This window comes from Pseudomonas sp. WS 5021 (assembly GCF_012985535.1).
Taxonomy (GTDB): domain Bacteria; phylum Pseudomonadota; class Gammaproteobacteria; order Pseudomonadales; family Pseudomonadaceae; genus Aquipseudomonas.
This window is the reverse complement of record NZ_JAAQWP010000002.1, coordinates 268,261-292,308: the sequence shown is the minus strand read 5'-3', so window position 1 is coordinate 292,308 and position 24,048 is coordinate 268,261. Positions and strand designations below refer to the sequence as shown.

Sequence of the window (24,048 nt, the reverse complement as noted above, 5' to 3'; positions counted from 1 at the left end):
CTATCGCAGGCAAGCCAGCTCCCACATTGGACCGCATAACATCTAAAGATGAGGCCTGCTTAAGCCCGATGAATCTGCCGCCCTTCGCCCGCCGCCTGTTGCGGCCCCTGCTCGACCCATATCGCCGCTATCGCCATGCCAAACTGATCCACGCCGTACGGGTTTCCATCGGCCTGCTTGCGACCATCCTGCTGACCACCGGTATCAACCTGCCCCATGGTGAATGGGCCTCGGTGACCATGCTGGTGGTGATTGGCGGCTTGCAGCACCACGGCAATATCGGCAAGAAAGCCGTGGAACGGGCCTACGGCACGCTGATCGGTGCCAGTGTGGGCCTGTTGCTGGTAGCGCAACAGGCGTACTTCGGCCAGCCATTGTTGACGTACCTGTTGATGTCGGTGGTGTGTGGCTTCTTTTCCTATCACGCCATCGGCAAGGGTGGGTACACCGCGTTGCTATCGGGGATCACGGTATTTATCGTCGCCGGCCACGGGGATAACCCGCTGTCCGATGGCCTGTGGCGTACGGTCGACATTTTGATCGGCATTGCCCTGGCCCTGGCGTTTTCCTTCGCCCTGCCGCTGTATGCGGTGTATTCCTGGCGCTACAACCTGGCCAGCGCCCTGCGCGATTGCGCCGCGATCTACAGCCGGATCATCAGTGGCCAATCGGTTACCGATGATGAGCATCTCAAGCTGCTCAATCGTTTGAATGCGGCAATGTTGCAACTGCGTTCGCTGATGCCCTCGGTGTCCAAGGAGGTGCGGATTTCCATGACCGAGCTGGATGCGATCCAACGCCACCTGCGGATGTGCATCAGCACCCTGGAAATACTTGGCAATACGCGCCCCGATCCACGGGATGAACAGGCGATGGCGCGCTTGCAGCTGGCACTCAAGGCCGAGCATCGGCAGATTCGCGTGCAGTTGATCGGGATGGCGCGGGCCCTGCAATCGGGAGCCACGCAACGCTTGGAACGAACCAACCTTGCTGCGCCTGATCCTCAAGCCCCCCTGGAGGCTCCAGTGCACAGCGCGTTGGATGGCTATCGGCTATTGACCGCGCAACTGGCGGCAAATGTCGACGCGATGCACGCCCGGTTGGCGAAAAGCGCCAAGGCGTGGAAGATCTGAAAAAACGTTGTGAATTAATATTGGATCCACATTTTTTTCACGTTTTATTCACATCCGCAGACGTACTGTGAAGCCTCATCCGTTACAAACGTTGCATATCAAGCCCGCCGCCCCAGCGGGCTTTTTTTTGCGTGCCATTTGATCAGCGCGCGACTTTGCCCGTTGCCGGCAGCGCGGACTGGCCACGAATCGCCCGCTGGGTATCAAGCACCCGCGCCAGCGCCGTTTCGGCTTCCGGGCTTTGCTGCGGTACACGAATGGCCGCCGAGACCAGCGTGATCAGCTTGGCCATCACCTCCGCATCCGTAGCCGGGCGCCCCAGGCTCATGGAGTTCATCAGCAGGCGCAGTTCGGTGCCGGCCATCACCCCGGAAATCGCCTTCAAGGCAAATTGCAGGCGCACCCCCAGTTCATTGCGCGGCAGGTCGGGCAGCGCCAGGGCGAAGGCTTCAAAGAAGCGCTGGAACACCGGCTGGTAGTGGACCTTGAGGTATTCCTGGATAAACGGCGATGTATCGCTATAGACCCGGCCAAGGAAGCGGATGAAAGAGCGCCCTTCGCCGCTGGCCGGATCACTGCGCTCCAGGCCCATGGCCGGGGCGAACAGCACGCCGAGCAAGGTATCGCAATCGAGCGGGCCGTCAGACTCTGCCTCGCAGCGGGCAAGCAATTCCAGGCGCTGCTCGTTGAGCGGCTCCAGGCGTTGCATGAGTAATGTTTTCATCAGGGAGTCCTTGTCCCCGAAATGATAATTTACCGCGGCGAGGTTGACCTGAGCCTTCTCAGTGATTTGCCGCAATAACACGGCGTCGTAGCCGTATTTGATGAAGAGAGCCTCTGTCGCATCCAGCAGTCGAGTCTTGGTTACATTTGGAGCGCTGAGTTTCTTCGCGACCATATAAGTTCCACGGGGGAAATATGTTTTAAAAAAAAATTTGATTTTTTATACCGGGGCGGGTGCTCGAAAGCAAGTAGTGACACTGCACCATACTATCCAAACGCACTGATGGTTACCCTCGCAACGGTTTGCCAAGGGTTGGCCCGGGCGTTTTCAAGCCACCGGTATCGGCTCTAGCAGCAGAAAAACCGCTCTATCTCTGTGGCTGGCGAAGCCGCTGGATCACGGTTACTATTCAAACAATATTTTTAAAACAAGAATAAAACCCAGCTGTTGGCAGCCGCCACGCAGGCCCTGAAGATGTTACAAAAATTTTCAGGAGCAGGTCGGATTGCCGCAGCGCAAGGCGTAGTCATGATGACAGATACCCCAACGCTCCCAGGCTTTATTTCCCTGCAAGGCATCGGTAAAAGCTATCAATTGGCCGGACAGCACCTGGCCATTCTCAATGATGTCAGCCTGTCCATCGCCCGTGGAGACAGCTGCGGCATCCTCGGCGCTTCGGGCTCCGGCAAAAGCACCCTGCTCAATATCCTCGGCCTGCTGGATCTGCCCGACTGCGGCGCCTATCGCTTCGCCGACCATGACATTTTCCACGCAACGCCAGATCAACTGGCCGCGATCCGCAACCAACAGATCGGCTTTGTGTTCCAGAGCTTCAACCTGCTGCCGCGCCTCAGCGCCCTGGACAACGTCGCCCTGCCCCTGGCCTATCGCGGCGTGTCGCGCCAGGAATCGGTGGCGCGGGCCCTGCATATGCTTGAGCAGGTAGGCCTGGCCGAACGGGCCCACCACCGCCCCGCCGACCTGTCCGGCGGCCAGCGCCAGCGGGTGGCCATTGCCCGGGCGCTGGTGGGCGCACCGGCGGTGATTCTGGCTGACGAACCCACCGGCAACCTCGACAGCCACACCGCCCAGGACATCATGGACCTGCTGCTGGCCCTGAACCGCGAGCAGGGTGTCACCTTGATCATCGTCACCCACGACGCGCATATCGCCGCACGCCTGAGGCGCCAGATCCTGGTGCGCAACGGCGTGGTCCATGAGGCTGAATGCGTATGAGCCTGCGGGTCGAACAGAGCCTGAGCCAGTTGTTGCATGAAGCATTTGTCAGCCTGCGAACCCTGGGCAAGCGCTCGATCCTGGCTTTGCTGGGGATCGTCATCGGCAGTTCATCGGTGGTCGCGCTGATCAATATCGGGCATAACGCCGCCGAAGATGCGGCGATGATTTTCAAGGACATGGGCACCGACACCCTGGTGGCGCAGTTCCCACCCAAGGGCAACAGCACCGCGCATATGCCCACCCGCCTCGATCTGCAAGCCGTACGCGAGGCGGTGCCGGGCATCGCCCACATCGGCGCGATTTCCTCGTTCAGCGGGCCGGTCGTCTTTCATGGCCGCACCACCAACGCCGGCTTGGTTGGTAGCACCCCAGGTCTCAAGGACGCCATGCGCCTGGTGCTGCGTGAAGGGCGCTTCCTGTCCGAATTCGACAGCGGCGAAACCTTCGCGGTGATCGGCGACCAGATCGCCCAGGCGTTAAGCGCGCCCGGTGACCCGTTGCGCCTGGGCGACCGGGTGCGGGTCAACGACTATCTGTTCCTCATCATCGGCATCCTGCAGAACCAGCCACGGTCGATGCTGATCCCGGTGCAAACCAACGAGTCACTGTTCATCCCTGCCCCAGGCATGCTGCGCATCTATTCCTCACCCCAGGTCGGCAGCGTGGTCCTGCGCGCTGCAGCCGGCCAGGACATGGAGCGCATCGCGGCAGGCGCCACCAAGGCCTTGGGCGCGCAACTCACGGAGCACACCGTCGAGATCCAGATCCCCCAGCAAATGATCGACGGCATGACCCGGCAAAGCCGCACATTCGCCTATCTGCTGCTGGCCCTGGGCGCCATCTCCCTGGTGGGCGGCGGGGTCGGCGTGATGAATGTGATGCTGATGAATGTCTCGGAACGCCGCCGGGAAATCGGCATCCGCATGGCCCTTGGCGCTCGCCAGCGCGACATCCGCAACCTGTTCCTGCTCGAAGCCGTCACCCTCACCGCCGTCGGCGCACTGTGTGGCGCGGTACTGGGCATGGGGGCAGCCTATCTATACGCCTGGCTGTCGGGCTGGCAGTTTTCCCTGGCCGTGTTGGCGCTGCCCCTGGGAGTGGGCAGTACGTTGCTGGTGGGGTTGTTTTTTGGGATCTACCCGGCCGTTTCGGCGTCACGCTTGCAGCCGGTGGAGGCCCTGCGCGATGAATAAGCCCTTGTTGTGGCTGATGGCCCTGCTGAGCCTGCCCTGCGTGGCCGCCGATATCGTGATCCGTCCTTCAGCGCCGACCACCACGCGCAGCGGCTATGAGCGCAGTGTCTCGCTCAATGCCCAGCTCACTACCCTGACCCTGGGCGACGCGGTGTACCTGGGCCTGCGCAACAACCCGGCGATTCGCAGCGCGTACCTGCAACGGGTGGCGCAGAAGTTCGACCTGCGGGTGGCCGAAGATGCCTTCAACCCCAAGCTGGTGCTCAACAGTACCTACCGCACCACCCAAGGCAGCGACGACCGCGCCCGCAATGCCAACCTGTCACCTACCACCAGCTTGCTCGGCGAGTACGGCACCCGCCTGAGCATGGGCTGGACCCAGCAACTGAACAACGCCAACCGCGCCGGGCGCTACCGCAGCGATGGCCTGGACCTGGCCATCATCCAGCCGCTGATGCGCGGCGCCGGCTGGGACGCCACCACCGCCCCGCTGCGCCTGTCACGCCTGTCCGAGCAGGCCAACCGCCTGAACCTCAAGGCCAACGTCGCACAGACCATCAGCCAGATCATCGCCACCTACCGCGACTTGCTGCGCGCCCAGGAGCAACTGAGCATCACCCAGGAAGCGCTCAAGCGCTCCAACACCCTGCTGGACGTAAACAAGGCACTGATCAATGCCGGGCGCATGGCCGAGTTCGAAATCGTGCAGACCGAGGCCGACATCGCCTCCCAGCAACTGGGGGTCGAGGAAGCCCAGAACCAGCTGGACATGAGCCGCCTGGCGTTACTGCGCCTGCTGGCCCTGGACCTGGCGACCCCGATCCGTGCCACCGAAGCCCTGGAAGCCACCCGCATGGATATCGACAAGCGCGAGGCCTTCAACCTCGCGCAAAACCAGCAGCCCGAATATCTCCAGGCGTTGCTGGGCAGCCAACAGGCCGACCTCAACCTGGTACTGGCCAAGGATTCCGGGCGCTGGCAGGTCGACCTGGTGGGCGGCGCCAATCAGATCCGGGCCAACACGGACAACGACGCCGGCAGCACCAGCAACCGCCGCTGGGACAGTTACGCCGGGGTCCAGGTGCGCATTCCCATCGGCGATATCAGTACCCGCCAGGCCGAAGTCCGCGCACGGGTCGATGTGGAAAACCAGGCGATCCTGATCACCGACGCGCGCCAGGAACTGGAGCGCAGCGTCAATAACGTGGTACGCGACCTTGGCACCCGCTGGCGCCAGTATGAAATTGCCCAGCGGGCCGTGGACCTGTCCCGGCGCAAGATCGAGATCGAGCGCGACAAACTCGCCGCCGGGCGCTCCACCAACTTCCAGGTGCTGAGCTTCGAAGCGGACTTGCGCAACGCCGAGAACGCCCGTCTCAACGCCCTGATTGCTTACCTCAATGCGCAGACCCAGCTCGACCTGACGCTGGGCATGACCTTGGAAAGTTGGGAAATTGCCCTCAATGACTACTAGAAAAGCCCTGCTGGGCGCTGGACTGTTGATACTGCTGGGCGCGGGCGGATTCGTACTGCTGAGTCGCACAACGCCCGCCGCCAACCAGACCGCTACGGCCGAGCAATGGCAGGAGGTCAAGAGCGACGTCCTGGTGCATCAGATCGGCCTGGTCGGCAAGATCGAACCGGAAGCCACCGTCATCCTGACTGCGCCCTTTGACGGCAACGTGCAAGCCAACCTGGTGCAAGAGGGTCAAAGGGTCGAAGCCGGCCAGGTCCTGTTGCGCATGGACCCGGCCACCCTGGAAGTACAACTGCGCGAAGCGCTCTCCGCGCAGCTCAAAGCCCGGCGTACCGTGCAGGAAATGCAGGACTGGGACAGCGGCCCCACCGTCAGCCGCGCCCGGCGCAGCGTGCGCACCTCGCAAATGAGTGCCGACAACACCCAGCGCAAACTGGTTGAAAGCGACAGCCTGTTCAAGCGCGGCATCATCCCGCGCAACGAACTGGACGACCTCAAGCAACAGGCCCAACAGCAACAGTTGGATCTGATCGCCGCGCGCAGTGAACTGCAAACGGCCCTCGAACAGGGCAAGGGCGAGTACCGCCAGATTGCGGATATGGAGCTGACCAATGCCACGGTCAAGTACGAAGCCCTGCGCAAACTGCTCGACGGCCAGGAGCTCAAGGCGCCGTTTTCCGGGATCGTCGTGCCCCCACCGGGCAGCTCCACCCCCCAAGGCGGCACCAGCAACAACGCGCCGGTACAGGCGGGGAGCAAGGTGAGCCAGGGCCAGGTGCTGTTCGGGTTGGCCAATATCGAACGCCTGAAAATCGTTGCCAAAGTCTCGGAACTGGATATCAACCAACTGCATCAGGGCCAGCCGGTGGAAGTCATGGGCGACGGGTTTGATGGCGAGCGCCTGAGCGGCTCAGTCAGCGTGGTCAGCGGCCTGGCGATCGCCAATGACAGCCAGGGCAGCGCGCAATTCCCGGTGACCTTGTCCATACCCAAACTGACCGAGAAACAGCTGCAAAGGGTCCGCCTGGGCATGAGCGCACGCCTGACCATCGTGACCTACAACAATGCCCAGGCGATCATCGTGCCGGCCCAGGCGATCAGCCAGGGGGACGACGGACTTTCGGTGCAATATCGGGCTGCCATGAACCAACCGGTAGAGCGGGTGAAAATCACCACGGGACAATCGACAGCCCAAGGGGTGGAAGTGTTCGGGCTCAAGCCTGGGTTTATCAAAACGGGCTTGTGAAGCCCTGTGCACGGTGCCGGAAAAACATTTGAGGAATTTGCCTACACAAATACAGGAAAACTACCACGTCATAACATATTGTAAAAAAATACTCCTTAGAAAAGTATGGTCATCCGTTTTGCCTTGGGCGACAGGTGCGCAATATGAATCGTTATTCAAACATCAAAAAAATGCTGGCCGGCGGTGATTTATTTTGGAGTCGAACACAAGAAGCCCGAATGAGCGCAATTGTCGCCGATAACCTCAGTGACGGTTTCATGCAAGTCGATGACCACAAATTCATAAACATGTGCTCTTACTCCTACCTTGGCCTGGACTCCAATATCGAAATCTTGAAGGGCGCAATAGCTGCATTAGACTCGTCGCAAACCTTAAACTCCTCCACTTCCCGCGTTCGAATTTGTTTACCTCTATTGGAAGAGGCAGAACTTGCACTGTCAGATCTGTTCTGCGTCGAGGTGCTGACTACGGTTTCATGCGCTTCAGCCGCCGCAGCAATGCTTCCTTTACTTGCTGCAGGTGTATTTACACAAAATATCCCGCCGCTAATGGTCTTTGACCAATCCGCACACTTCTGCTTGAGCTTGATGAAGGCCGTTTGTGCAGATGAATCCGAAGTCATGACAGCACCGCACAATGACTTGAACTTTCTGGAAGACTGCTGCAAGCAAAAGCAACGGGTTGCTTACATCGCGGATGGCGTCTATAGCACGGGAGGATGCGCCAACATATCGGAACTAATGATCCTGCAAGACAAGTACGGCTTATTTGTTCTGTATGACGAAGCTCATGGCCTGTCGGCACAGGGCGTAAATGGCTGCGGATTAGTTCTCAATACAATGGACGCACTCAACAGCAATACCATGATAATTGCATCATTGAACAAGGGCTTTGGTGCATCTGGCGGGGCGATCTTCTTTGATGCGTCGATTAGCAAATCTGCCTTATTGCGATTTGGCGGCCCTCTCTCTTGGTCCCAACGAATCAACACAGCTGGTTTGGGTGCAATCATCGCGTCCGCAAAAATACATAAATCCACAGAACTGCAACGCCTGCAAAACAAATTGACGACCAATATCCAACTGTTCGACACACACATCAAGACCACCTTGGCAGGAGATGGATTACCTATCAGGTTGATTCCCATGAGTGATGAGCAACATGCAATCACCACTGCGACAAAACTCATGAAGCTTGGGTTTTATACCTCACCGTTATTTTACCCTGTCGTGCCCAGATCAACTCCAGGCCTGCGCGTCATGCTCAGGGCAAACCTGGCCTCAGACGACTTAAACCAGTTTTGCACAGCGGTAAACTCAATGCTGTAGATGCAACCCCGTACCTTAGGACGTCGTAATAAAGGGAATTTACATGTCATCATCCACCCAGCGGGCACTCCTTCTCGCATGTTGCACAACCATAATCGCCCAGCTTGGTGTAACACTATATATACCTGCAACAACCCAACTCGCCCCGCAACTAAATATAGAAGAAGCAAAGGGTTATAAAATTCTACTATTTTATTTGGGTGGCGCTGTACTACCGATAGCTTTTATGTCACGCCTCATTAGCAGTTTCGGGCGCTACACTGCAGTTCTCGTTTGCTGCGCAATCTTACTCATAGGTAGCGCACTATCTTTATTCAGTTTTGGCCCCGAGGCATTCTTTTTCTCCCGATTCACGCAAGGTTTAGGTGCTGGTGGAGGTGCTCTGATCGGCAGGGCACTGTTAACGGACATCTCATCAGGGGCGGCCCTTGCGAAAAACCTGTCTGTATTATCCTATTCATTTATTCTTGCACTTATCGGCGGGCAAGTAGTGGGCGGCTTTCTGGTGTCTAGCCTTAACTGGATTGCGCTGCCATGCCTAATGATCATCGCAGTGATACTTATCAGCGCACTAGCGCTTAACATACGCAGCCACCTTTACAAACTGGACACACTGGCAAAAGAATCCGCATTAACGCCGAAATACTATGCCATTGCAACCCAGCCCAGCTTCTATCTACCCGTCATTTTAGGAGGCTGCGGCTATGGGATTTTTATTGTCTATCAAGGTATCGGGGCGTATGTATTTCATTCAAACTTCCGCTGGAATAGCGCCGACTATGGCACCTTCGGCTTGTGGCTGGGGCTGGCTTATTACTTAGGTGCATTCACGGTAAGGCGAGCCTTGAGTGCTGTCAGTGTTTGCCAATTATCAATTTTTGGCGCCTGCCTATTAGTTGCCTCGAGCAGCGTGTTGTTTTTGGCCGCCTGGCAAAACATGTCAATCCACTTGGTTATTGGCGGCTACTTGGTTATTTGGTACGCCCAGGCGACGCTCTACCCATGTACAGCAGCCATGGCAGTAAACGGGTTACCCGGCGCCAATCCAATGATGCTATTTAGCTTCCTGCAACAATTGGTAGCATTAACATTTGGCGCTCTTGCGACTTTTTTTATCCCTTACGGTATTCAAACTGTGGCACTGCTCACGGCATGCCTCAGTGGACTTGGTGTAGTCACAGCACTTCTCATTCTGAAAAGAGAGGCTTGATATGGACACATTGACTAGAAGTTGGCTATGCATGCCCGCGAGCCAAAAGCATATAGAACGGAAAATCATTGAATCTAAAGCCGACATCGTATTACTGGACTTGGAAGACTCAGTCCCCATGTGCAAAAAGCAATTTGCACGCGAGCAACTGCTGGCATTGGACCACTCTATTCGCAACCGACGCAATCTAGCGATAAGAGTTAACACACTCACCAAATCCGAAGGCATCAGAGACCTGGTTTTCTTGTTGGACCACAACATCACCCCCGAATATTTAATCATCCCCAAAGTAGAGTCAGCCGGCGAACTGAAAGTCCTTAATGAATTGACATGCGCTACTGGCCAACGAGTAAAAACCTTTGCAATCATCGAAACGTTAAAAGGATTGCGCTGCATCGACTCCATTATCAATGAAAGAACAAGCCTGCGCGGCTTGATTTTAGGTAGTGCTGACCTCTCATCAGAGATCAATTTCAAAATTGCAGAGCGCGCACTTACCCAAATCAAGTGCGATATAGCCATCGCCGCCCTCAGCATGGGGCTAATGGTCATTGACTCGCCCTGTTTCAAACTGAACAACGAAAAAGCGCTGAGAGCAGAAATCGAACTGGCCAAAGAATTTGGCTATTCGGGGAAAATTGCCATTCATCCAACTCAGGTAGAACTGATAAATAGATTATTTACCCCGACAGCAATCGAACTGAAAAAAGCACGAGCCATTATCAAATGCCTCGAAGCAGCCGAACCAACAACAGCAATATCCACCTTAGATGGGGAAATGCTCGGCCCCCCTTTCGAAATCATGGCCCGCAGGCTTTTGGCAATTAACGAATCGCTCTCAAGAACCAATAGGAAGCCAGCATGAACATCAATCAATCGCTCCCCGGCAGCAAGGCACTAAGTAAACTAACCAAAGTCGGTCCCGGACGCTATCGTGAGGATCATGGGCTTGGCTTCGAAGACTTTATCATTGGCGACATATTTGAACACCGGCCAGGCCGCACGGTGACAGAAGCGGATAACGTCTGGATGTCGTTAATCTGTATGAATAACCACCCCGCCCACATCAATGCAGAATATGCAAAGCACACCGAATTTGGACAAATACTGGTATCGAGCCTGGTGACCTTTTCAATTGTTGGCGGGATGAGCCTGGCGAGCACGAGCGCAAAAGCAATTGCCAATTTGGGCTGGGATAATATCCGTCTGATAGCCCCGGTTTTTGTTGGCGATACCTTGTATGCAGAAAGCGAAGTCATCCACAAACGCCCCTCCGCCAGTCGCCCCGGGCAAGGCATAGTTACGGTCCGGACAAAAGGGCTCAAGGCCAACGGGCAAATATGTTTATCCTACGAGCGCAGCTTTCTGATTGCTCTCGACCAAGTACCCTTGGGGTGATTGGCCTATGAAAATCCTCGATGAGTCTTTGATAAAAAACACCATCAGTATGGAAGAGGCGATTGACGTACTCCGTGAAAACTATCGGTCATACAGCAGTTCAAGCGACAACAACCCTGCGCGAACTATCGTGAGAGTCCAGGAAAAACATGCAACGTTTGGAGTAATGCCCTACTACTCTCACGCTCACAATCTATTTATGGTGAAGATTGTATCTCATCACTTGCTCAACAAAGCCTATGGACGACCATCTATAGATGGAGTGATTGTTATACAAGATGGCGCTACAGGGCAGATAAAAGCGCAAATGGATGCAGCAGCCATAACCGCTCTACGCACCGGTGCCACTGCAGGATTGGCGACTGATTTGTTGGCAATGGCCCACTCCAAAAAAGTTGCCGTCATCGGCGCAGGTGCTCAGGCAATGGCGGTATTTGAGGCTGTGTTGAGCGTCAGAAAGGTAAAGCAGGTGGCCGTCTGCTCTACAAGCCAGACAAGTACAGAGCGTTTTATAGCTGACGCAAAAAACCGGTTCGTCCGTGAGATTGAATACATCAGCCACCATAGCGTGCGCCAGGCAGTCTCAGGCGCCGACATCATCTGCACGGCGACCACTTGCGCAGCCCCCTTGTTCTCTGCCTGCGACGTAGCAAAGGGCGCCCATATAAACGCGATAGGCAAGCACACACTGGTGTCGCGTGAGTTCCCGTTGGAGCTTCTGCACCGGGCGATCTTAATGGTGGAGGATCGAAAAGCCGCGATTGAAGAGGCTGGGGATTATCACCAAAACTCAATATCCATTGCTCAAATGCTGAACAGCCAGTATGCCGTTCACCAACGCGAGACCACGATTTTTTCTTCGGTCGGGACGGCTTTTCAGGACGCGTGCATCTGCATCGCAATCCTGAAGAAGCTAAAGGTGGTAAGCGGAGGCTCCTAAACGACATGCCAGTGCCTTGGCCTGGATTGCCACATCCGTCACCGCCGTGCTCTCCCACCACATCCCACGCAGCGGTGGGCCCATGGCGAAGAGTCGCTCACTGGCCACTCCCTGCGCGTCCAGCACCGCCCCCGAGGCATGCGCTGCAATCCCCAACGCCAATGGCCCGGGTTTGATCAAGCCGCGTGCCAGCAGTTGCCGGGGCAAAGGCCGGGCCACGCGGCGCCAGTCATATTCGATCCCGCTGGAGTTGATCAACGCCGCGCCACTGACGTGGGTGATGTGCTGTTCGCCCCGACGGCGCAGGCGCAGGGTCACCACGCCGTTTACTGTGGGCTCCAGGCCCAGGAACGACGCAGCGTGGATCCGCAGGCGCCCTTGCTCGTGCAACCGCGCCACTAACGCCGCACTCAGGGGTGGCGAGCGATGGTGATGGCTCTCCCACCAGGGTCGCACATGGCGCACGAACTGGCGTTTCTGGCGTTCGCTGGCCTGGCTCCACAAACGGCCGATATGGGCACGCACGGTATCCAGTGGCGCTTGCCAGTCGATGCCCTGGGCCTGGGCGCTGTGGCATTGACGGCGCACTGCCCGCAGTAATTGCAGCGGGCTGCGCAGGCGGTGATCTTCAGCGAGAAAATCCGCCCAGGCCGGTGGTTGTCGGCGCACATGGGGCAACAGGCCATGGCGCGAAAAGATCTCGATCGGCCCGCGATGGCCGGCCTGCTCCAGGGACACCACGGCATCGACCATGGTCAGGCCGGAGCCGATGATCAGCACCGTCGACTGTGGGTCCAGTTGCGTCATCGCCTGCACATCCCACGGGTCAACCGCCGCCGCATTCAAGCCGCTGGATTGGGTTTGTGGCGTGCGCGCCGCGGGGAACATCCCCGTGGCCAGTACCGCCTGGGCGCCGCGCAGTTGCTGGCCGTCATCCAGGGTCAGGCGCACACCGGCCGGCTCCACCTGCACGTCGACGACCTCGGCGCGAACATGCTCCACCGTCGACGCCGACCCCGCCCGGGCCTGCGCCAGGCGCTGCTGCGCGTACAGGCCAAAAATCCCCCGGGGTGGGAACAGCTCGCTCACAGGCACATGTTGCTGGTCCGACTCTGGCCAACCGCCGGCGGCGATGTACTCGGTCAGCCACTGGGTCAAGTCATCGGCGTTGTCCGGGTCCACGCTCATGCGCGCCGCGTTGCCATTGAGGGTGTGTCCCAGCTCCACCGCGCTATAGGCTTCACCGCGCCCAAGCTCCGGGCGCGGCTCGATCACCAGAATCTGCCGGGTGCCAGGCAAACGCAGCAACTGCACGGCCAGCATCGTGCCGCTCAGCCCCCCACCGATGATCAGCACATCGGCGTTGCGGATGGCCTTTGTCGCCTGTCCGCGTTCGGTTTCACTCATGTAAATGCGCCCTTACCGTATGCCCGGATAAATATCATGCCAATTGCCTGGCGCCCAACACCTGGGACGCCGCCGTGTGACGCATTGCCCGATCATGCACTATCGCGTTTGAGTTCATCCAGCCATTGACCGCCTTGGCGCACACTGGAGGCCTGCCAGATAAACTGCAATCGCTGCAAACCCAGGCGCCGTCGCAGCTGGTTTCTGATCAACTGGTGCAGGCCGCTCTGCGGGTGGGCTAGGGCCCAGTCGTGCAAGCGCCGGCGCCAGGTACTGCGGGGCTCAAGGCTGCCTTGGATCTCGTCAGCCAGGTGCTGCAACCTGGCCGGCGACAACAGCAAACCGGTGGGCGCCACCTCGCTGCGGTCACGCCGGGCAGAGCCGGGACTTTGCGCAAAAGCCAGGCCCTGGCCGCTGTTGAGCCATTGTTCGAACAGCACCGCAAGGCCACCTTGCCAGTGCGTGCCCTCCTCGCTCCATAACGCGGTTTCGCCGCTGGGCTGCCACCAACGATTCAGGCGTTGCAGCGCCTCCACCGGGCCGAGCAGCCGGGCGAAGCCAACTACCTCGCTGCCAGGCACTTGCTGATCGCTGATCAACACCTGCGGGGCGGCGCTGCTACCAACGACCATGAGCCAATGCTGCAACTGCTGACGGTCCGGGACATAGGCATGGCTGGGGCGCACCCGCCAGATTTGCCCGTGCAGCGCACTGGGTTGCAGGGTGTCAGACAGCGTCAACACCTGCCCGCCAATGGCCTGGGCCGCCAGGGCCAGCAGCAACAGATTGGGCTCGAAGGGCCCGCTCACCACCAACCGCGAATACTCGCCAAACCCGTGCTGGCGCAGCCCATCGGCCAGGCGCTCCACATCACGCAGGGCATCGATCCAGCGCCAGGCATACCACCGGCCATGCCGCTTGTGGCGCAACGCGCAGTGCAACGGGCGGACCTGGGCCCAGCGCTGCAATTGCTCCAGGGCCTCGGGCAGGCCCGCTACCCACTCGGCGGGCCATTTCACAGCCTGCGCTGGTCGTAGTTTATGCACGCTCATAGGGACTGCTCCTATCGTTGGAAGGCGCGTGCGGTGGTCCGTGCTCCGCGGTCTTGCGTTAAACAGCCAGGCAAGCGCCGTTGCAGGAGTCACGCCAAGATTGAAAACCCCTTGAATCCTTGCATCGCAATGGCCCCGTGAACACTCCACTGCCCCGTAAACCAGCAAACTGTTGATTGACTGTTGGCTGGCAAACAACACCTGCACTTTCTCGATTGCGATGAAACTGTTAGCGCCATTAATGGCTTTTTCCACATGCCGGGAACGCACACCATGGGCCACAACGCGCCCTTACCTGCTGATCCTGGAGCTCTTCATGCACCTCAAGCACCCCTTTATCTGGTCGGCCCTGGCCCTGACGATTGCCCTCGACAGCCATGCGGCCCAGCGCTCGTCGTTGCCCAGTGAACAAACCGTTGGCGTCATCGAGCAGGTGTTCGCTTTCCACGACGCCATGCCTACTGGCGTCAGCGTTGCCGAAAACGGGCGGATTTTTGTCAACTTTCCACGATGGGGCGACGCGGTGCCATTCACCGTTGGTGAACTGCGCAATGGCAAGGTCGTGCCCTATCCTGACCTGGCCATGAACCAGGCCGACCCGAACGACCCGGCCAAGGGTTTTATCAGCGTGCAAAGTGTGGTGGCCGATGGTCGCGGGCGTATCTGGATCCTGGATACTGCCGCCCCCGGCTTCGCATCGCCAACACCAGGCGGCGCCAAGCTGGTGGCCGTCGACCTGGCCAGCAATAAAGTGGTCAAGACCCTGGTCTTCCCGAAAAACGTGATGCTGCCCAGCACCTACGTCAACGACATGCGCTTTGACTTTCGGGTGGGGGACGAAGGCGTGATCTATATCACCGACTCCTCGCTCAGCGGTCCCGGGGCGATCATCGTCATGGACATTGCCAGCGGTACCGCCATCCGCCGCCTCAGTGGCGCCACCTCGACCTCCGTAGACCCGACCTTCGTACCCAAGGTCGAAGGCCAGGTCTTGCAGGTTCGCAACGCCGACGGCAGCACCCGGCCCTTTGCAGTAGCGTCCGATGGCATCGCCCTGTCGGCTGACGGCCAGACCTTGTACTTCTGCCCGCTGTCCAGCCGCCATCTGTACTCGGTACCAACCGCGCTCCTGCGTGATCCTTCGGTCAGCGAAACGCGGCTCGACATGGCAGTCCAGGACCTTGGCGAAAAAGGCGCCTCCGATGGGCTTGAAGCAGACGCTTCCGGAGCCCTCTATGCCGGCGACTATGAACACAACAGCGTGCGCAAACGCCTGGCGAATGGGCAGTGGCAGACCATCGTCCACGACCCGCGTGCGCTCTGGCCCGACACCCTGTCGATCGGCCCCGACGGCTATCTGTATTTCATGGCCAACCAGTTGCATCGCCAGGGCATTTTTCACGCAGGCAAGGATCTGCGCCAGAAACCCTACAGCCTGCTGCGGGTGAAGATTGACGCGGCGCCGGCACCCACGCACTAGGCAACGGACCAGCCCCCCTCACCGCTCATCATCGTGAAGGCACAACCATGGGTAAAACCACACCAAGGCGTCCGGGTAAAAAACTGCCCGTGACCCATCTAGACTTCGCCCGGGCCAACATCGCCAACGGCTCACGGCGTGTACGGCTGGGCGTCACCGACCTGTCGTTCCACCGCGCTACTGCAGCGGTAGTCGCGCAGGTCATGCAACACATGGGGCTGACCGTGGAGCGCCAATATGCCCTGCACGAAGACAACTTCAAGCGACTGCGCGAAGGCACGATCGACATGATTGCCTCAGCCTGGATTCCTTTCAGCCACGGGATCTACAAGCAGACGATCGACGCGGTGACGCCTACCCGTGAACTGGGCCTGCATTACGAGCCCTATGCATTGTGGGGGGTGCCTGACTACGTGAGCGAGCACGAAGTGGCCTCCATCGAGGACCTGCTCAAACCTCAAGTCCGCGCCCGGATGAACCCACTGATCCAGGGCATCGGGCCAGGCGCCGGGATTACCCGGTTCTCGCTGAAAATCATGGACGAGTACGGCTTGGCCCGCGCCGGGTACCTGTTCCGTACAGGCACCCAGGATGATTGCATTGACGCCTTTGAGGCCCTGTATCGCCAGCGGCGATGGGGCATCGTCCCGCTGTGGCATCCACAGTTCCTGCATCATCGCTATCACATCCGCGACCTCAAGGACCCCAAGGGTTTGCTCGGCAGCGTCGACCGCGCCGTACTGCTGGCGCGCGAGGATCGCCTGGCGCTGCTGACGACCGCCGAGATCCAGGTGCTGGACAATATTCGCCTGTCGAACGCCATCGTTGCCGAGCTCGACGATGCCTTCAATCGTGGCGAACAGTCGGCTGACGAAGCCGCGAGCGACTGGCTGGCAAGGCACCCTCAAACCTTGCGTGGCTGGTTGGCGCCGCTGGCCTGAACAGGCGCGTCTTTCAATGCACTTCACGCATTCTGAATTCGCCACGGGCGGGCTACAAGCCTTTGTCCACGGGGAATAACTTGGCGTTGCAGGCTTTCTGCAATGCCCCACCAAAGAGGATTCCACCATGCTCTATCTAGTGTTCAGCGGCACCATCAAAGCCGGTAAACAGGCCGAATTTTTTCGTGATGTAGCCGCCGTTTCGCAAAAGCTCACGCACCAGCATGACAAGGCCGTGGTCTATCAGTGGCACCAGGACGAAGAGAACCCCAACAAGTTTTTCCTCAATGAACAATGGCAAAGCGTCGAGGACCTGCACGCGCATTTTGAAACCCTCTACAAGGCCTTCGGCCCGGCCAAGCCTACCGAGCGCCTGCCGGCGAAGATCCTCGCCTACCTGGATGAGGCACAAGTGAATTTCTACCAGGCCATTGCCTGAAAGCAGCCCGGTCCACCCCCGCTTCAAGGGGGTGGACACCACAGCAACTCAATTCAAAACCTTCAGCTAACAGAGGGGATCTAATGATGGACATGCTCACGCTTTCCAAACGCCGATACACCGCCAAACTCTTCGATGCTTCACGCAAGATTCCCAAAACCACCCTGGAGCCCTTGCTGGAACAACTGCGCAACAGTCCCTCGTCGGTCAACTCGCAACCCTGGCACTTTGTGATCGCTGAAAGTGAGCACGCTAAGGCGCGCATTGCCCACAGTGTGGAAGGTGCCTTTGGCTTCAACCAGGCAAAAATCCTCGACGCCTCCCATGTGCTGGTGCTGTGTACCCGCACCCAGATGTCCGAGGAGTACCTGCAGGCCTTGCTCAGTCAAGAGGCCAGCGATGGGCGCTTTCACGACGCGCAAGCCAAGGCAGGCCAGGACCGAGGACGACGCAACTTTGTCAACCTGCATCGCTACGACCTCAAGGACGTCCAGCACTGGATGGAAAAACAAACGTATCTGGCCCTGGGTACCCTGTTACTGGGGGCTGCGGCACTGGACCTTGATGCAACACCCATGGAAGGTTTCGACAGCAAGGTGCTGGATACCGAACTGGGCCTGCGCGAACGCGGGTTTACCAGCACAGTCGTGGTGAGCCTGGGTTATCGCAGCAACGAAGACTTCAACGCGCGCCTGTCAAAGTCCCGGTTGCCTGCCCAGGTTCTGTTCGATTTTATCTGATCGCCGTGACAATCAGCGCGCTTGCGCGGGGCCCGGCAGCCCCGCGCAAAGTGCTAGGCGCCGTTGGTAAAAATGCCGAGCTGCCTGGCCATGAACAGCTCATTGCGCTCGACGATTTCCTCGACCACCTTGCCTTGGGCATTGAAGCGAAAATAGGTCAGCGCGCTCCAGGCCAAGTCCTTGCCGCTCACATCAAAGCCATGCCAGGTGTTCGAGCCCTTGGCGTGATGCATCAGCGCTACCACCACCACATCGCCGGCCACGACCTCTTTCTGGAAGGTGGTCACGATCGAGTCGTAGCGCTCGGTGACGTTCAGGCGCAAGGCCTGTTTGAAAGGTTCGACACCGATGATAGGCGCCGGGCAATCGGGGCGATGAACCACCACATCATCGGCAAAAAACTGCGCGACACGCTCAACATCCTTCCCATCGACGCAATACTTGAAGTACTTCTTCACTGTATCCAGATTCTTGCTCATTTCGACTCCGATCAAGTTTTTCCCTGCACCCAACGGCTAGACTGCCTGGGGCAAAAAAAGGTTAACCGGCACCACACACCCGAAAAACTCTGTAGATGGAAAACACACTTGCGCGCAGCGGAGCAATGCTGATGGATCGCTGGACCGAATATGAGTTGTTTGTAAAGGTCGTGGAACTGGGCAGCGTGACCAAGGCCGCCGACGCCCTGGACCTGTCCAGTGCCGCCGCCAGCCGGCACCTGGCGGCCTTGGAGAATCGCCTGGGCGTGCGGCTGATAGAACGCAGTACCCGGCGCTTGTTCGTCACCGAAGTCGGCCAGGCGTTCTATACCCAGTCCAAGGCGGCCCTCACGGCGATGCAAGGTGCGACCGAGGCGGTCAGCGCAAGCAAAAACCATCCGGCCGGGGTGTTGCGCGTGACCGCGTCCTTGTCCCTGTGCCTGCAACACATCCTGCCGCTGGTGCCCAGGTTCAAGGCGCAATATCCGGATGTGCGCCTGGATATCGTGGCCGAGAACCGCTACCACGACATCATCGACGACAACATCGACGTCGCCCTGCGCACCCGTGACAGCGAGCCCGACTCCAGCCTGGTGATCCGCCGCCTGACCGACACCCGTCGCCTGCTGGCCGCAGCGCCAGACTACCTCGAGCGCTGCGGCCACCCGGAACACCCACAGGCCCTGGCTGACCACCCACTGTTGCTCTACACCTATGCCAGCGATCCCTACGAGCTGACTTTCCAGCGCAACGACCAGACCATCACCGTACCCGTCACTCCTGCGCTGGAGTCCAACGACGGTTATCTGTTGCGCTCCTTGGCGCTGCAAGGCCTGGGCATCCTCGCACAGCCTACCTACGTGATACACGACGATATCGTCGCCGGGCGCCTGGTGCCGGTCTTGTGCGACTGGCACCTGCCCCGCCTGGAAATCAACCTGGTCTATCCCTCACGACGCCACCTGCCGGCCAAGACCCGAGTGTTTATCGACTTTATCGTCAAGCATTTCCAGCACCTGGACTGAGCAATCAGTGCTGGATCACCGCCTTGAGCACCGTCTTGAAGGTCTCCAACTGCTCATCGCTGAATTGGCTGAAGACCTGGTCCTGCTGCTCGCGGGCGATGGTCCACAGCGACTCGGTTTCGTCGATGCCCTTGGGGGTGAGTTTGACCCGCTCCTGATCGTCGCGTACCAAAGCCTTGCGCTTGAGGTTGTTCACCGCCTCTTCGATCTCGCGTGCCGGCATTGCCACTTCGCGCTGCAACTGGGCCAGGCTCGGGCCAGCGTCGTTCTCCAGCACCATCAGCATCCGCGCCTCACTGGTGCGCAGGCCGGTGCTCAGTTGGCGCGGTTGGTAGCTGGCCTGATAGGCCCGCAGCGCCTGGGTCATCAGGTAGTAAAGGTTATGGCTCAGGCGGCCCTGGAAATGACTGCTCGGTGCCTGGCCTTCCTCGCGCTTGGTCATGCGGGTGTGCGGCAGCACCATGGAATAGGCGCCCTGGTGATACAGCAGGGGCGAGCGACCACAGTCGTCGAACGCGACCACTTTGCCAATCATGATCCAGTGGTCACCCCCGTCTACCTGCTGGAACTTCTCACACTCAAAGCGTGCCGAGCAGTCAGCCAGAATCGGCGCCCCGCCCTCGCCGGCCTGGTACTCGACTTCGGCAAAGCGATCCTCCTTGGGCCGGGCGAAGTTGTTGGACAAGTCGATCTGATCGGCGGCCAGCACGTTCACCGCAAAGTGGCTGGCCGTCTCGAACACTTCGTGGCTGGTCGAGCGTTTATCGATGCTCCACAGGATCAGCGGCGGGTCCAGGGACACCGAGTTGAAGCTGTTGGCGGTCACACCGACTTTGCGCCCGCTGGCATCAGCCGCCGTAACCACCGTGACACCGGTGGCGAAATTGCCCAGGGCGCGGCGAAACGCGCGGGTATCGAATGCGCTGCTTGGATTTTCAATAGACATGCAAGACTCCCGGGCAGGCCGATGGCCCTGCCCTGATTGTTCTTATAGGTAAAGAGTGGTCGGTCAGACCATTGCCGGGTCCGGCTCCAGGCCCATCAGTTCACGCCCCAGGATCTGTGCGCAAACGTCGTAGTCGGTATAGGCATGCGCCCCGGTGAGATGAGCGTCGCGGAACAGCCGTTGCAACTCGTTGGATTCAAACCAGGCGCCACCGCCTGCCGCCTCCATCAACCGGTCCACCGCCTGGATGCACATTTTGGTGGCGTAGCCCTGGTTGGTCCGCCAGAACGCCAGGGTGCCGCGACTGGGGTACTCGTGGCGTTCGCTGTGCTCGGCGATCTCCTCCCAGCTCTTTTCCAGCAACGCCCGGGCAGCGGCCACCTGGTGGGTAGACTCGGCCAGGCGCATCAGTGCAGGGGTCGCTGCGCCGACCGCCGCACCCGTGTAGGCACGCACACGGTTTTTGGTTTTTTCGCGGAACACCTCGAGCATGCGCTCGGCGATCCCCAGGCTGACGGTAGAGAAGCCGCTGGCAAAATACGGACGGTACGGGGCGAAGAAAATCCTGCTGTCGGGGTACAGGCCAAAGCCGGCCGACTGGCCTTCCATCATGTCCCTGGCCTTCTGGATACGGTGCTCGGGGACGAAGGCCTGGTCGACGATCAAGGTCTTGCTGCCGCTGCCACGCATGCCCACGGCAAACCAGTCGTCACGAATCGTGTAGTCACTGCGCGGCAGCACGGCGAAGCAATAATCCTGGGTGCCTTGGGCATTTTTGCGACGAAAGCCCATGATCGCCCACTCGGCATGGTCACACCCCGAACTCCAGCCCATCTCGCCGCTGAAGGTCACGCCACCTTGCACTTCTTCGGTACGACCGAACGGCGCGATACTGCTGCTGGCGGTTGCGTCGGGGTCTGTGCCCCAGACCTCGTCCTGCAACTTTGCCGCAAACATTGCCATCTGATGGCTGTGAGTACACAGCAAGCTCATCGCCCACGCGGTGCTCGCGCAAGCGCCGGCCAACAGCGCGATGCACTGGGCAAACTGCGGCAGTGAAATTTCCATGCCACCGTATTTTTTTGGCAAAAACGCGCGATGCATGCCGATCCCCTTGAGCAACGCGATGTTCTCGGCAGGCACGCTCCGATCATGCTCGGCGGTGAAGGCATTGGCAGCAATGGTGGGCAAGACCGACTTGAGGTCTTCCAACAGAGGATTTGGCTTTTTCATGGGTGCTCTCTTTATTATTGGATATGCCCATTCCTGGCCAGCCTGCACCCCGCTCACGGGACAGGAGGCTTAAAACAACCGGGAACGTTCGTAACGACGCGACCAGTATGTGGCGCTTGGTCGCAGCGCAAAATGCACGTTCCGGATGGAAGATTGTACTTTTCATGGCCGTCATGAAAGGTCACTGGATAAGCAGACACCTGTGAAATATGACAGTAGACGTTTAAGGCACACCAGCCTTAGCTTGGCATCGACAGTTACTTAAAAGATTGGGTGCTGAGATGAACCACAAACAACTTTATGAATTCAGAGATATGGACGGTGCTGGCAACCCTGAAGTTGTAATGTCTCGCTATGACGAAGGCAATTATAACTTGGATGCCCCCAATGCCCGCGTAGTGATCTATTCGAGTAATGACAACTGGAAGTACGACGCGGTTGGCGGGACCAATGATGCAGATGGCGACGGAAAACATGACGACGAGGATAGAAGCTATTACATAAATGCCGCCAATTTTGTAACGCAGATGGTCACATTGAGCCCATTCCATGAGGGCAAGCGACTGTTTGACCGTATCTTGATTGCCTTTGATGGCAGCAATGTAAAAGATGTCAACATCATGCACTTTAATAAAGGCAACCGAGACCTTACCCGGCCTGACTTTACGGTGACCGCGGCAAATCCAGATCAATATTGGAGTTACCGCAGCATTATCGCCACAAGTCGAAAAGATGCCGACGGCGATGGAGATATCGATCTGGACGATGATCTGATTTACCGCCGGCTAGCGACATCCTTCGCGTCAATGCGAAATTTGAAACCGTAGTTATTGTAGGAGCTGGCTTGCCGGCGAAAAAAACCAGGCACCGCATTCATCCTGGTGCCCAGTGATATCGTTGACGACCATCGCCGGCAAGCCAGCTCCTACAGCTTAGCGATAGCGCTCAAGCCAATGCGCGTAAGGCGCCGGCAGGGTCCAGGAGGCCTTGTCCACCCCCAGTTCCTTGGCGGCAAAGTACGCCCAGTGTGGGTCGGCCAGGTGCGCACGGCCCACGGAGACCAGGTCCAGATGTCCAGCCTGTAGCGCTCCTTCGGCCAACTGCGGCGTACCAAAACCCCACGCCGAGGTGACCGGCAGACCGGCTTCGCGGCGCACGCGCTCGGCGATTGGGCCCATGAACGCCGGGCCCCAGGGGATATTGGTGTCGGGGATGGTGAAGCCAACGCTGACGCTCAACAGATCCAGGCCGCCATCTTTGAAACGACGGGCCAATTGAATGGATTCTTCCAGGGTCTGTTCGTCGCGCCCGTCATATTCGATAACCCCGAAACGCGCGGTCAACGGCAGGTTTTCCGGCCAGACTGCACGCACGGCCGCCAGGGTTTCCAGCATGAAGCGGCTGCGGTTGTCGAGGCTGCCGCCGTAGGCATCGGTGCGCTGGTTGGAGTGCTCGGAAAAGAAGCTCTGGCCCAGGTAACCGTGGGCGAAATGCAGTTCGATCCACTCAAAGCCAGCGTCACGGGCACGGCGTGCGGCATCGACGAAGTCTTGCTGTACCCGGGCGATGTCTTCCAGGGTCATGGCCTGGGGGACTTTCGGCAGGTTGGCACCAAACGCGATGGCCGAAGGTGCCAGGGTTTGCCAGCCACGGGCGTCGTCTGCGGGGATATGGTCGTCACCTTCCCATGGGCGGTTGGCGCTGGCCTTGCGCCCGGCGTGGGCGATCTGGATGCCGGGCACCGAGCCTGCCGCCTTGATCGCTTGCACCATGGGCACAAAGGCTTGGGCATGGGCATCGCTCCAGATCCCCGCGCAACCTGGAGTGATCCGACCTTCAGGGGCCACGGCGGTCGCCTCGACCACCACCAGGCCGGCGCCGCCCCGGGCCAAACCGGCAAGGTGGACGTGATGCCAGTCGTTGACCAGGCCGTCTTCGGCCATGTATTGGCACATTGGCGGAATGGCGATGCGATTGCGCAAGGTAACGTCTTTGAGCGTGAAGGGTTCGAATAATGCAGACATGAAAAACTCCTGAAACGAAAGTAACGTTTGATTCGATAGTTCGATCTTAATCGAACTATGGTAATCAATGCCAGCCCTGTTATCATTCGCTTCATGCGAGCCTTTAAACACCCCTCCCCCGAAGACCTGACCCTTGAACGCCTGCTCTACGCGTTGAGTGACCCTGTGCGCCTGGACATCGTGCGCTGCCTGGCCGGGGTGGAAGAAGCCAGTTGCGGCGAGCTGGACGGCGGGCGGCCGAAGTCCAGCATGTCTCACCACTTCCGGGTTTTGCGTGACGCCGGTCTGGTGCATACGCGCAGCGTGGGCACCACCCATATGAACTCGTTGCGGGCCGATGTGTTGGCTGAGCGATTTCCAGGGTTGCTTGAGAGCATCCTCTCCCAACAATAAG

The 24,048-nt window shown here is 58.8% G+C and carries 24 protein-coding genes; 17 read left to right on the top strand and 7 right to left on the bottom strand.

Annotation, left to right across the window (positions count from 1 at the left end; all coding sequences use genetic code 11):
* Nucleotides 1-68 precede the first annotated feature (68 nt).
* On the top strand, nucleotides 69-1,133 hold the full coding sequence (locus tag HBO19_RS07670; protein WP_169953063.1) for an FUSC family protein: 1,065 nt from the start codon (nucleotides 69-71) through the stop codon (nucleotides 1,131-1,133).
* Between the two features lie 142 nt (nucleotides 1,134-1,275).
* On the opposite strand, the gene HBO19_RS07665 is transcribed toward HBO19_RS07670, so the two are convergent.
* A complete protein-coding gene (locus HBO19_RS07665) occupies nucleotides 1,276-2,031 on the bottom strand; it encodes a TetR/AcrR family transcriptional regulator (RefSeq protein ID WP_057445041.1) in 756 nt (251 codons plus the stop codon).
* A gap of 354 nt (nucleotides 2,032-2,385) precedes the next feature.
* Here HBO19_RS07665 and HBO19_RS07660 point away from each other — a divergent pair, with 354 nt between their 5' ends.
* From HBO19_RS07660 to HBO19_RS07620, 9 genes are all read left to right on the top strand, one after another.
* Entirely contained in the window at nucleotides 2,386-3,093 is a 708-nt protein-coding gene (locus HBO19_RS07660; protein ID WP_169953061.1) for an ABC transporter ATP-binding protein, read from the top strand.
* Nucleotides 3,090-4,289 (top strand): ABC transporter permease, encoded by a 1,200-nt coding sequence (locus tag HBO19_RS07655; RefSeq protein WP_170057423.1) that lies wholly within the window; start codon nucleotides 3,090-3,092, stop codon nucleotides 4,287-4,289. The genes HBO19_RS07660 and HBO19_RS07655 overlap by 4 nt, the downstream gene beginning before the upstream one ends.
* Nucleotides 4,282-5,763, top strand: a complete 1,482-nt coding sequence (locus HBO19_RS07650; protein ID WP_169953059.1) for a TolC family protein — start codon at nucleotides 4,282-4,284, stop codon at nucleotides 5,761-5,763. The genes HBO19_RS07655 and HBO19_RS07650 overlap by 8 nt, the downstream gene beginning before the upstream one ends.
* Nucleotides 5,753-7,012, top strand: coding sequence for an HlyD family efflux transporter periplasmic adaptor subunit (locus HBO19_RS07645; RefSeq protein WP_170057210.1), 1,260 nt, complete (start codon nucleotides 5,753-5,755; stop codon nucleotides 7,010-7,012). The genes HBO19_RS07650 and HBO19_RS07645 overlap by 11 nt, the downstream gene beginning before the upstream one ends.
* Before the next feature lie 143 nt (nucleotides 7,013-7,155).
* The gene (locus HBO19_RS07640; RefSeq protein WP_170057209.1) at nucleotides 7,156-8,340 is read left to right on the top strand and encodes an aminotransferase class I/II-fold pyridoxal phosphate-dependent enzyme; all 1,185 of its coding nucleotides are present in this window, start codon (nucleotides 7,156-7,158) and stop codon (nucleotides 8,338-8,340) included.
* A 43-nt stretch (nucleotides 8,341-8,383) separates the two neighbouring features.
* Nucleotides 8,384-9,550 (top strand): MFS transporter, encoded by a 1,167-nt coding sequence (locus HBO19_RS07635; protein ID WP_170057208.1) that lies wholly within the window; start codon nucleotides 8,384-8,386, stop codon nucleotides 9,548-9,550.
* 1 nt (nucleotide 9,551) lies between these two features.
* Nucleotides 9,552-10,415: a CoA ester lyase gene (locus HBO19_RS07630; RefSeq protein ID WP_170057207.1), complete on the top strand. Its 864-nt coding sequence runs from the start codon at nucleotides 9,552-9,554 to the stop codon at nucleotides 10,413-10,415.
* On the top strand, nucleotides 10,412-10,948 hold the full coding sequence (locus HBO19_RS07625; protein ID WP_170057206.1) for a MaoC family dehydratase: 537 nt from the start codon (nucleotides 10,412-10,414) through the stop codon (nucleotides 10,946-10,948). The genes HBO19_RS07630 and HBO19_RS07625 overlap by 4 nt, the downstream gene beginning before the upstream one ends.
* 7 nt (nucleotides 10,949-10,955) lie before the next feature.
* Nucleotides 10,956-11,888, top strand: a complete 933-nt coding sequence (locus tag HBO19_RS07620) for an ornithine cyclodeaminase family protein (protein WP_170057205.1) — start codon at nucleotides 10,956-10,958, stop codon at nucleotides 11,886-11,888.
* On the opposite strand, the gene HBO19_RS07615 is transcribed toward HBO19_RS07620, so the two are convergent.
* Together HBO19_RS07615 and HBO19_RS07610 are read right to left on the bottom strand one after the other, a co-directional pair.
* A complete protein-coding gene (locus tag HBO19_RS07615; RefSeq protein WP_170057204.1) occupies nucleotides 11,862-13,295 on the bottom strand; it encodes an FAD/NAD(P)-binding protein in 1,434 nt (477 codons plus the stop codon). The genes HBO19_RS07620 and HBO19_RS07615 overlap by 27 nt on opposite strands.
* 92 nt (nucleotides 13,296-13,387) lie before the next feature.
* Nucleotides 13,388-14,347 carry an AMP-binding protein gene (locus HBO19_RS07610; protein WP_170057203.1) on the bottom strand — a complete coding sequence of 320 codons (960 nt, stop codon included), beginning with the start codon at nucleotides 14,345-14,347 and terminating at the stop codon, nucleotides 13,388-13,390.
* Nucleotides 14,348-14,663: 316 nt separating this feature from the next.
* Here HBO19_RS07610 and HBO19_RS07605 point away from each other — a divergent pair, with 316 nt between their 5' ends.
* From HBO19_RS07605 to nfsB, 4 genes are all read left to right on the top strand, one after another.
* Nucleotides 14,664-15,827 (top strand): L-dopachrome tautomerase-related protein, encoded by a 1,164-nt coding sequence (locus HBO19_RS07605; protein WP_170057202.1) that lies wholly within the window; start codon nucleotides 14,664-14,666, stop codon nucleotides 15,825-15,827.
* Nucleotides 15,828-15,916: 89 nt separating this feature from the next.
* Nucleotides 15,917-16,768: a glycine betaine ABC transporter substrate-binding protein gene (locus HBO19_RS07600; protein WP_346266480.1), complete on the top strand. Its 852-nt coding sequence runs from the start codon at nucleotides 15,917-15,919 to the stop codon at nucleotides 16,766-16,768.
* 127 nt (nucleotides 16,769-16,895) lie between these two features.
* Nucleotides 16,896-17,207: an antibiotic biosynthesis monooxygenase gene (locus HBO19_RS07595; protein WP_169953036.1), complete on the top strand. Its 312-nt coding sequence runs from the start codon at nucleotides 16,896-16,898 to the stop codon at nucleotides 17,205-17,207.
* Between the two features lie 86 nt (nucleotides 17,208-17,293).
* Nucleotides 17,294-17,947: an oxygen-insensitive NAD(P)H nitroreductase gene (nfsB, locus tag HBO19_RS07590; RefSeq protein ID WP_169953034.1), complete on the top strand. Its 654-nt coding sequence runs from the start codon at nucleotides 17,294-17,296 to the stop codon at nucleotides 17,945-17,947.
* Between the two features lie 53 nt (nucleotides 17,948-18,000).
* Here nfsB and HBO19_RS07585 read toward each other — a convergent pair whose 3' ends face one another.
* Nucleotides 18,001-18,426 carry an ester cyclase gene (locus tag HBO19_RS07585; RefSeq protein WP_169953031.1) on the bottom strand — a complete coding sequence of 142 codons (426 nt, stop codon included), beginning with the start codon at nucleotides 18,424-18,426 and terminating at the stop codon, nucleotides 18,001-18,003.
* A gap of 131 nt (nucleotides 18,427-18,557) precedes the next feature.
* Here HBO19_RS07585 and HBO19_RS07580 point away from each other — a divergent pair, with 131 nt between their 5' ends.
* Entirely contained in the window at nucleotides 18,558-19,451 is an 894-nt protein-coding gene (locus HBO19_RS07580) for a LysR family transcriptional regulator (RefSeq protein ID WP_169953029.1), read from the top strand.
* A 4-nt stretch (nucleotides 19,452-19,455) separates the two neighbouring features.
* On the opposite strand, the gene HBO19_RS07575 is transcribed toward HBO19_RS07580, so the two are convergent.
* Nucleotides 19,456-20,397 (bottom strand): p-hydroxyphenylacetate 3-hydroxylase reductase component, encoded by a 942-nt coding sequence (locus HBO19_RS07575; protein WP_170057200.1) that lies wholly within the window; start codon nucleotides 20,395-20,397, stop codon nucleotides 19,456-19,458.
* A gap of 63 nt (nucleotides 20,398-20,460) precedes the next feature.
* The gene (locus HBO19_RS07570; protein WP_170041243.1) at nucleotides 20,461-21,630 is read right to left on the bottom strand and encodes a p-hydroxyphenylacetate 3-hydroxylase oxygenase component; all 1,170 of its coding nucleotides are present in this window, start codon (nucleotides 21,628-21,630) and stop codon (nucleotides 20,461-20,463) included.
* Between the two features lie 281 nt (nucleotides 21,631-21,911).
* Here HBO19_RS07570 and HBO19_RS07565 point away from each other — a divergent pair, with 281 nt between their 5' ends.
* Complete coding sequence (locus tag HBO19_RS07565) at nucleotides 21,912-22,457, top strand: hypothetical protein (protein WP_170057199.1); 546 nt, start codon at nucleotides 21,912-21,914, stop codon at nucleotides 22,455-22,457.
* Between the two features lie 105 nt (nucleotides 22,458-22,562).
* On the opposite strand, the gene HBO19_RS07560 is transcribed toward HBO19_RS07565, so the two are convergent.
* Nucleotides 22,563-23,654: an NADH:flavin oxidoreductase/NADH oxidase gene (locus tag HBO19_RS07560; protein WP_170057198.1), complete on the bottom strand. Its 1,092-nt coding sequence runs from the start codon at nucleotides 23,652-23,654 to the stop codon at nucleotides 22,563-22,565.
* Between the two features lie 57 nt (nucleotides 23,655-23,711).
* Here HBO19_RS07560 and HBO19_RS07555 point away from each other — a divergent pair, with 57 nt between their 5' ends.
* Nucleotides 23,712-24,047 carry a helix-turn-helix domain-containing protein gene (locus tag HBO19_RS07555; RefSeq protein WP_169953015.1) on the top strand — a complete coding sequence of 112 codons (336 nt, stop codon included), beginning with the start codon at nucleotides 23,712-23,714 and terminating at the stop codon, nucleotides 24,045-24,047.
* Nucleotide 24,048 lies beyond the last annotated feature (1 nt).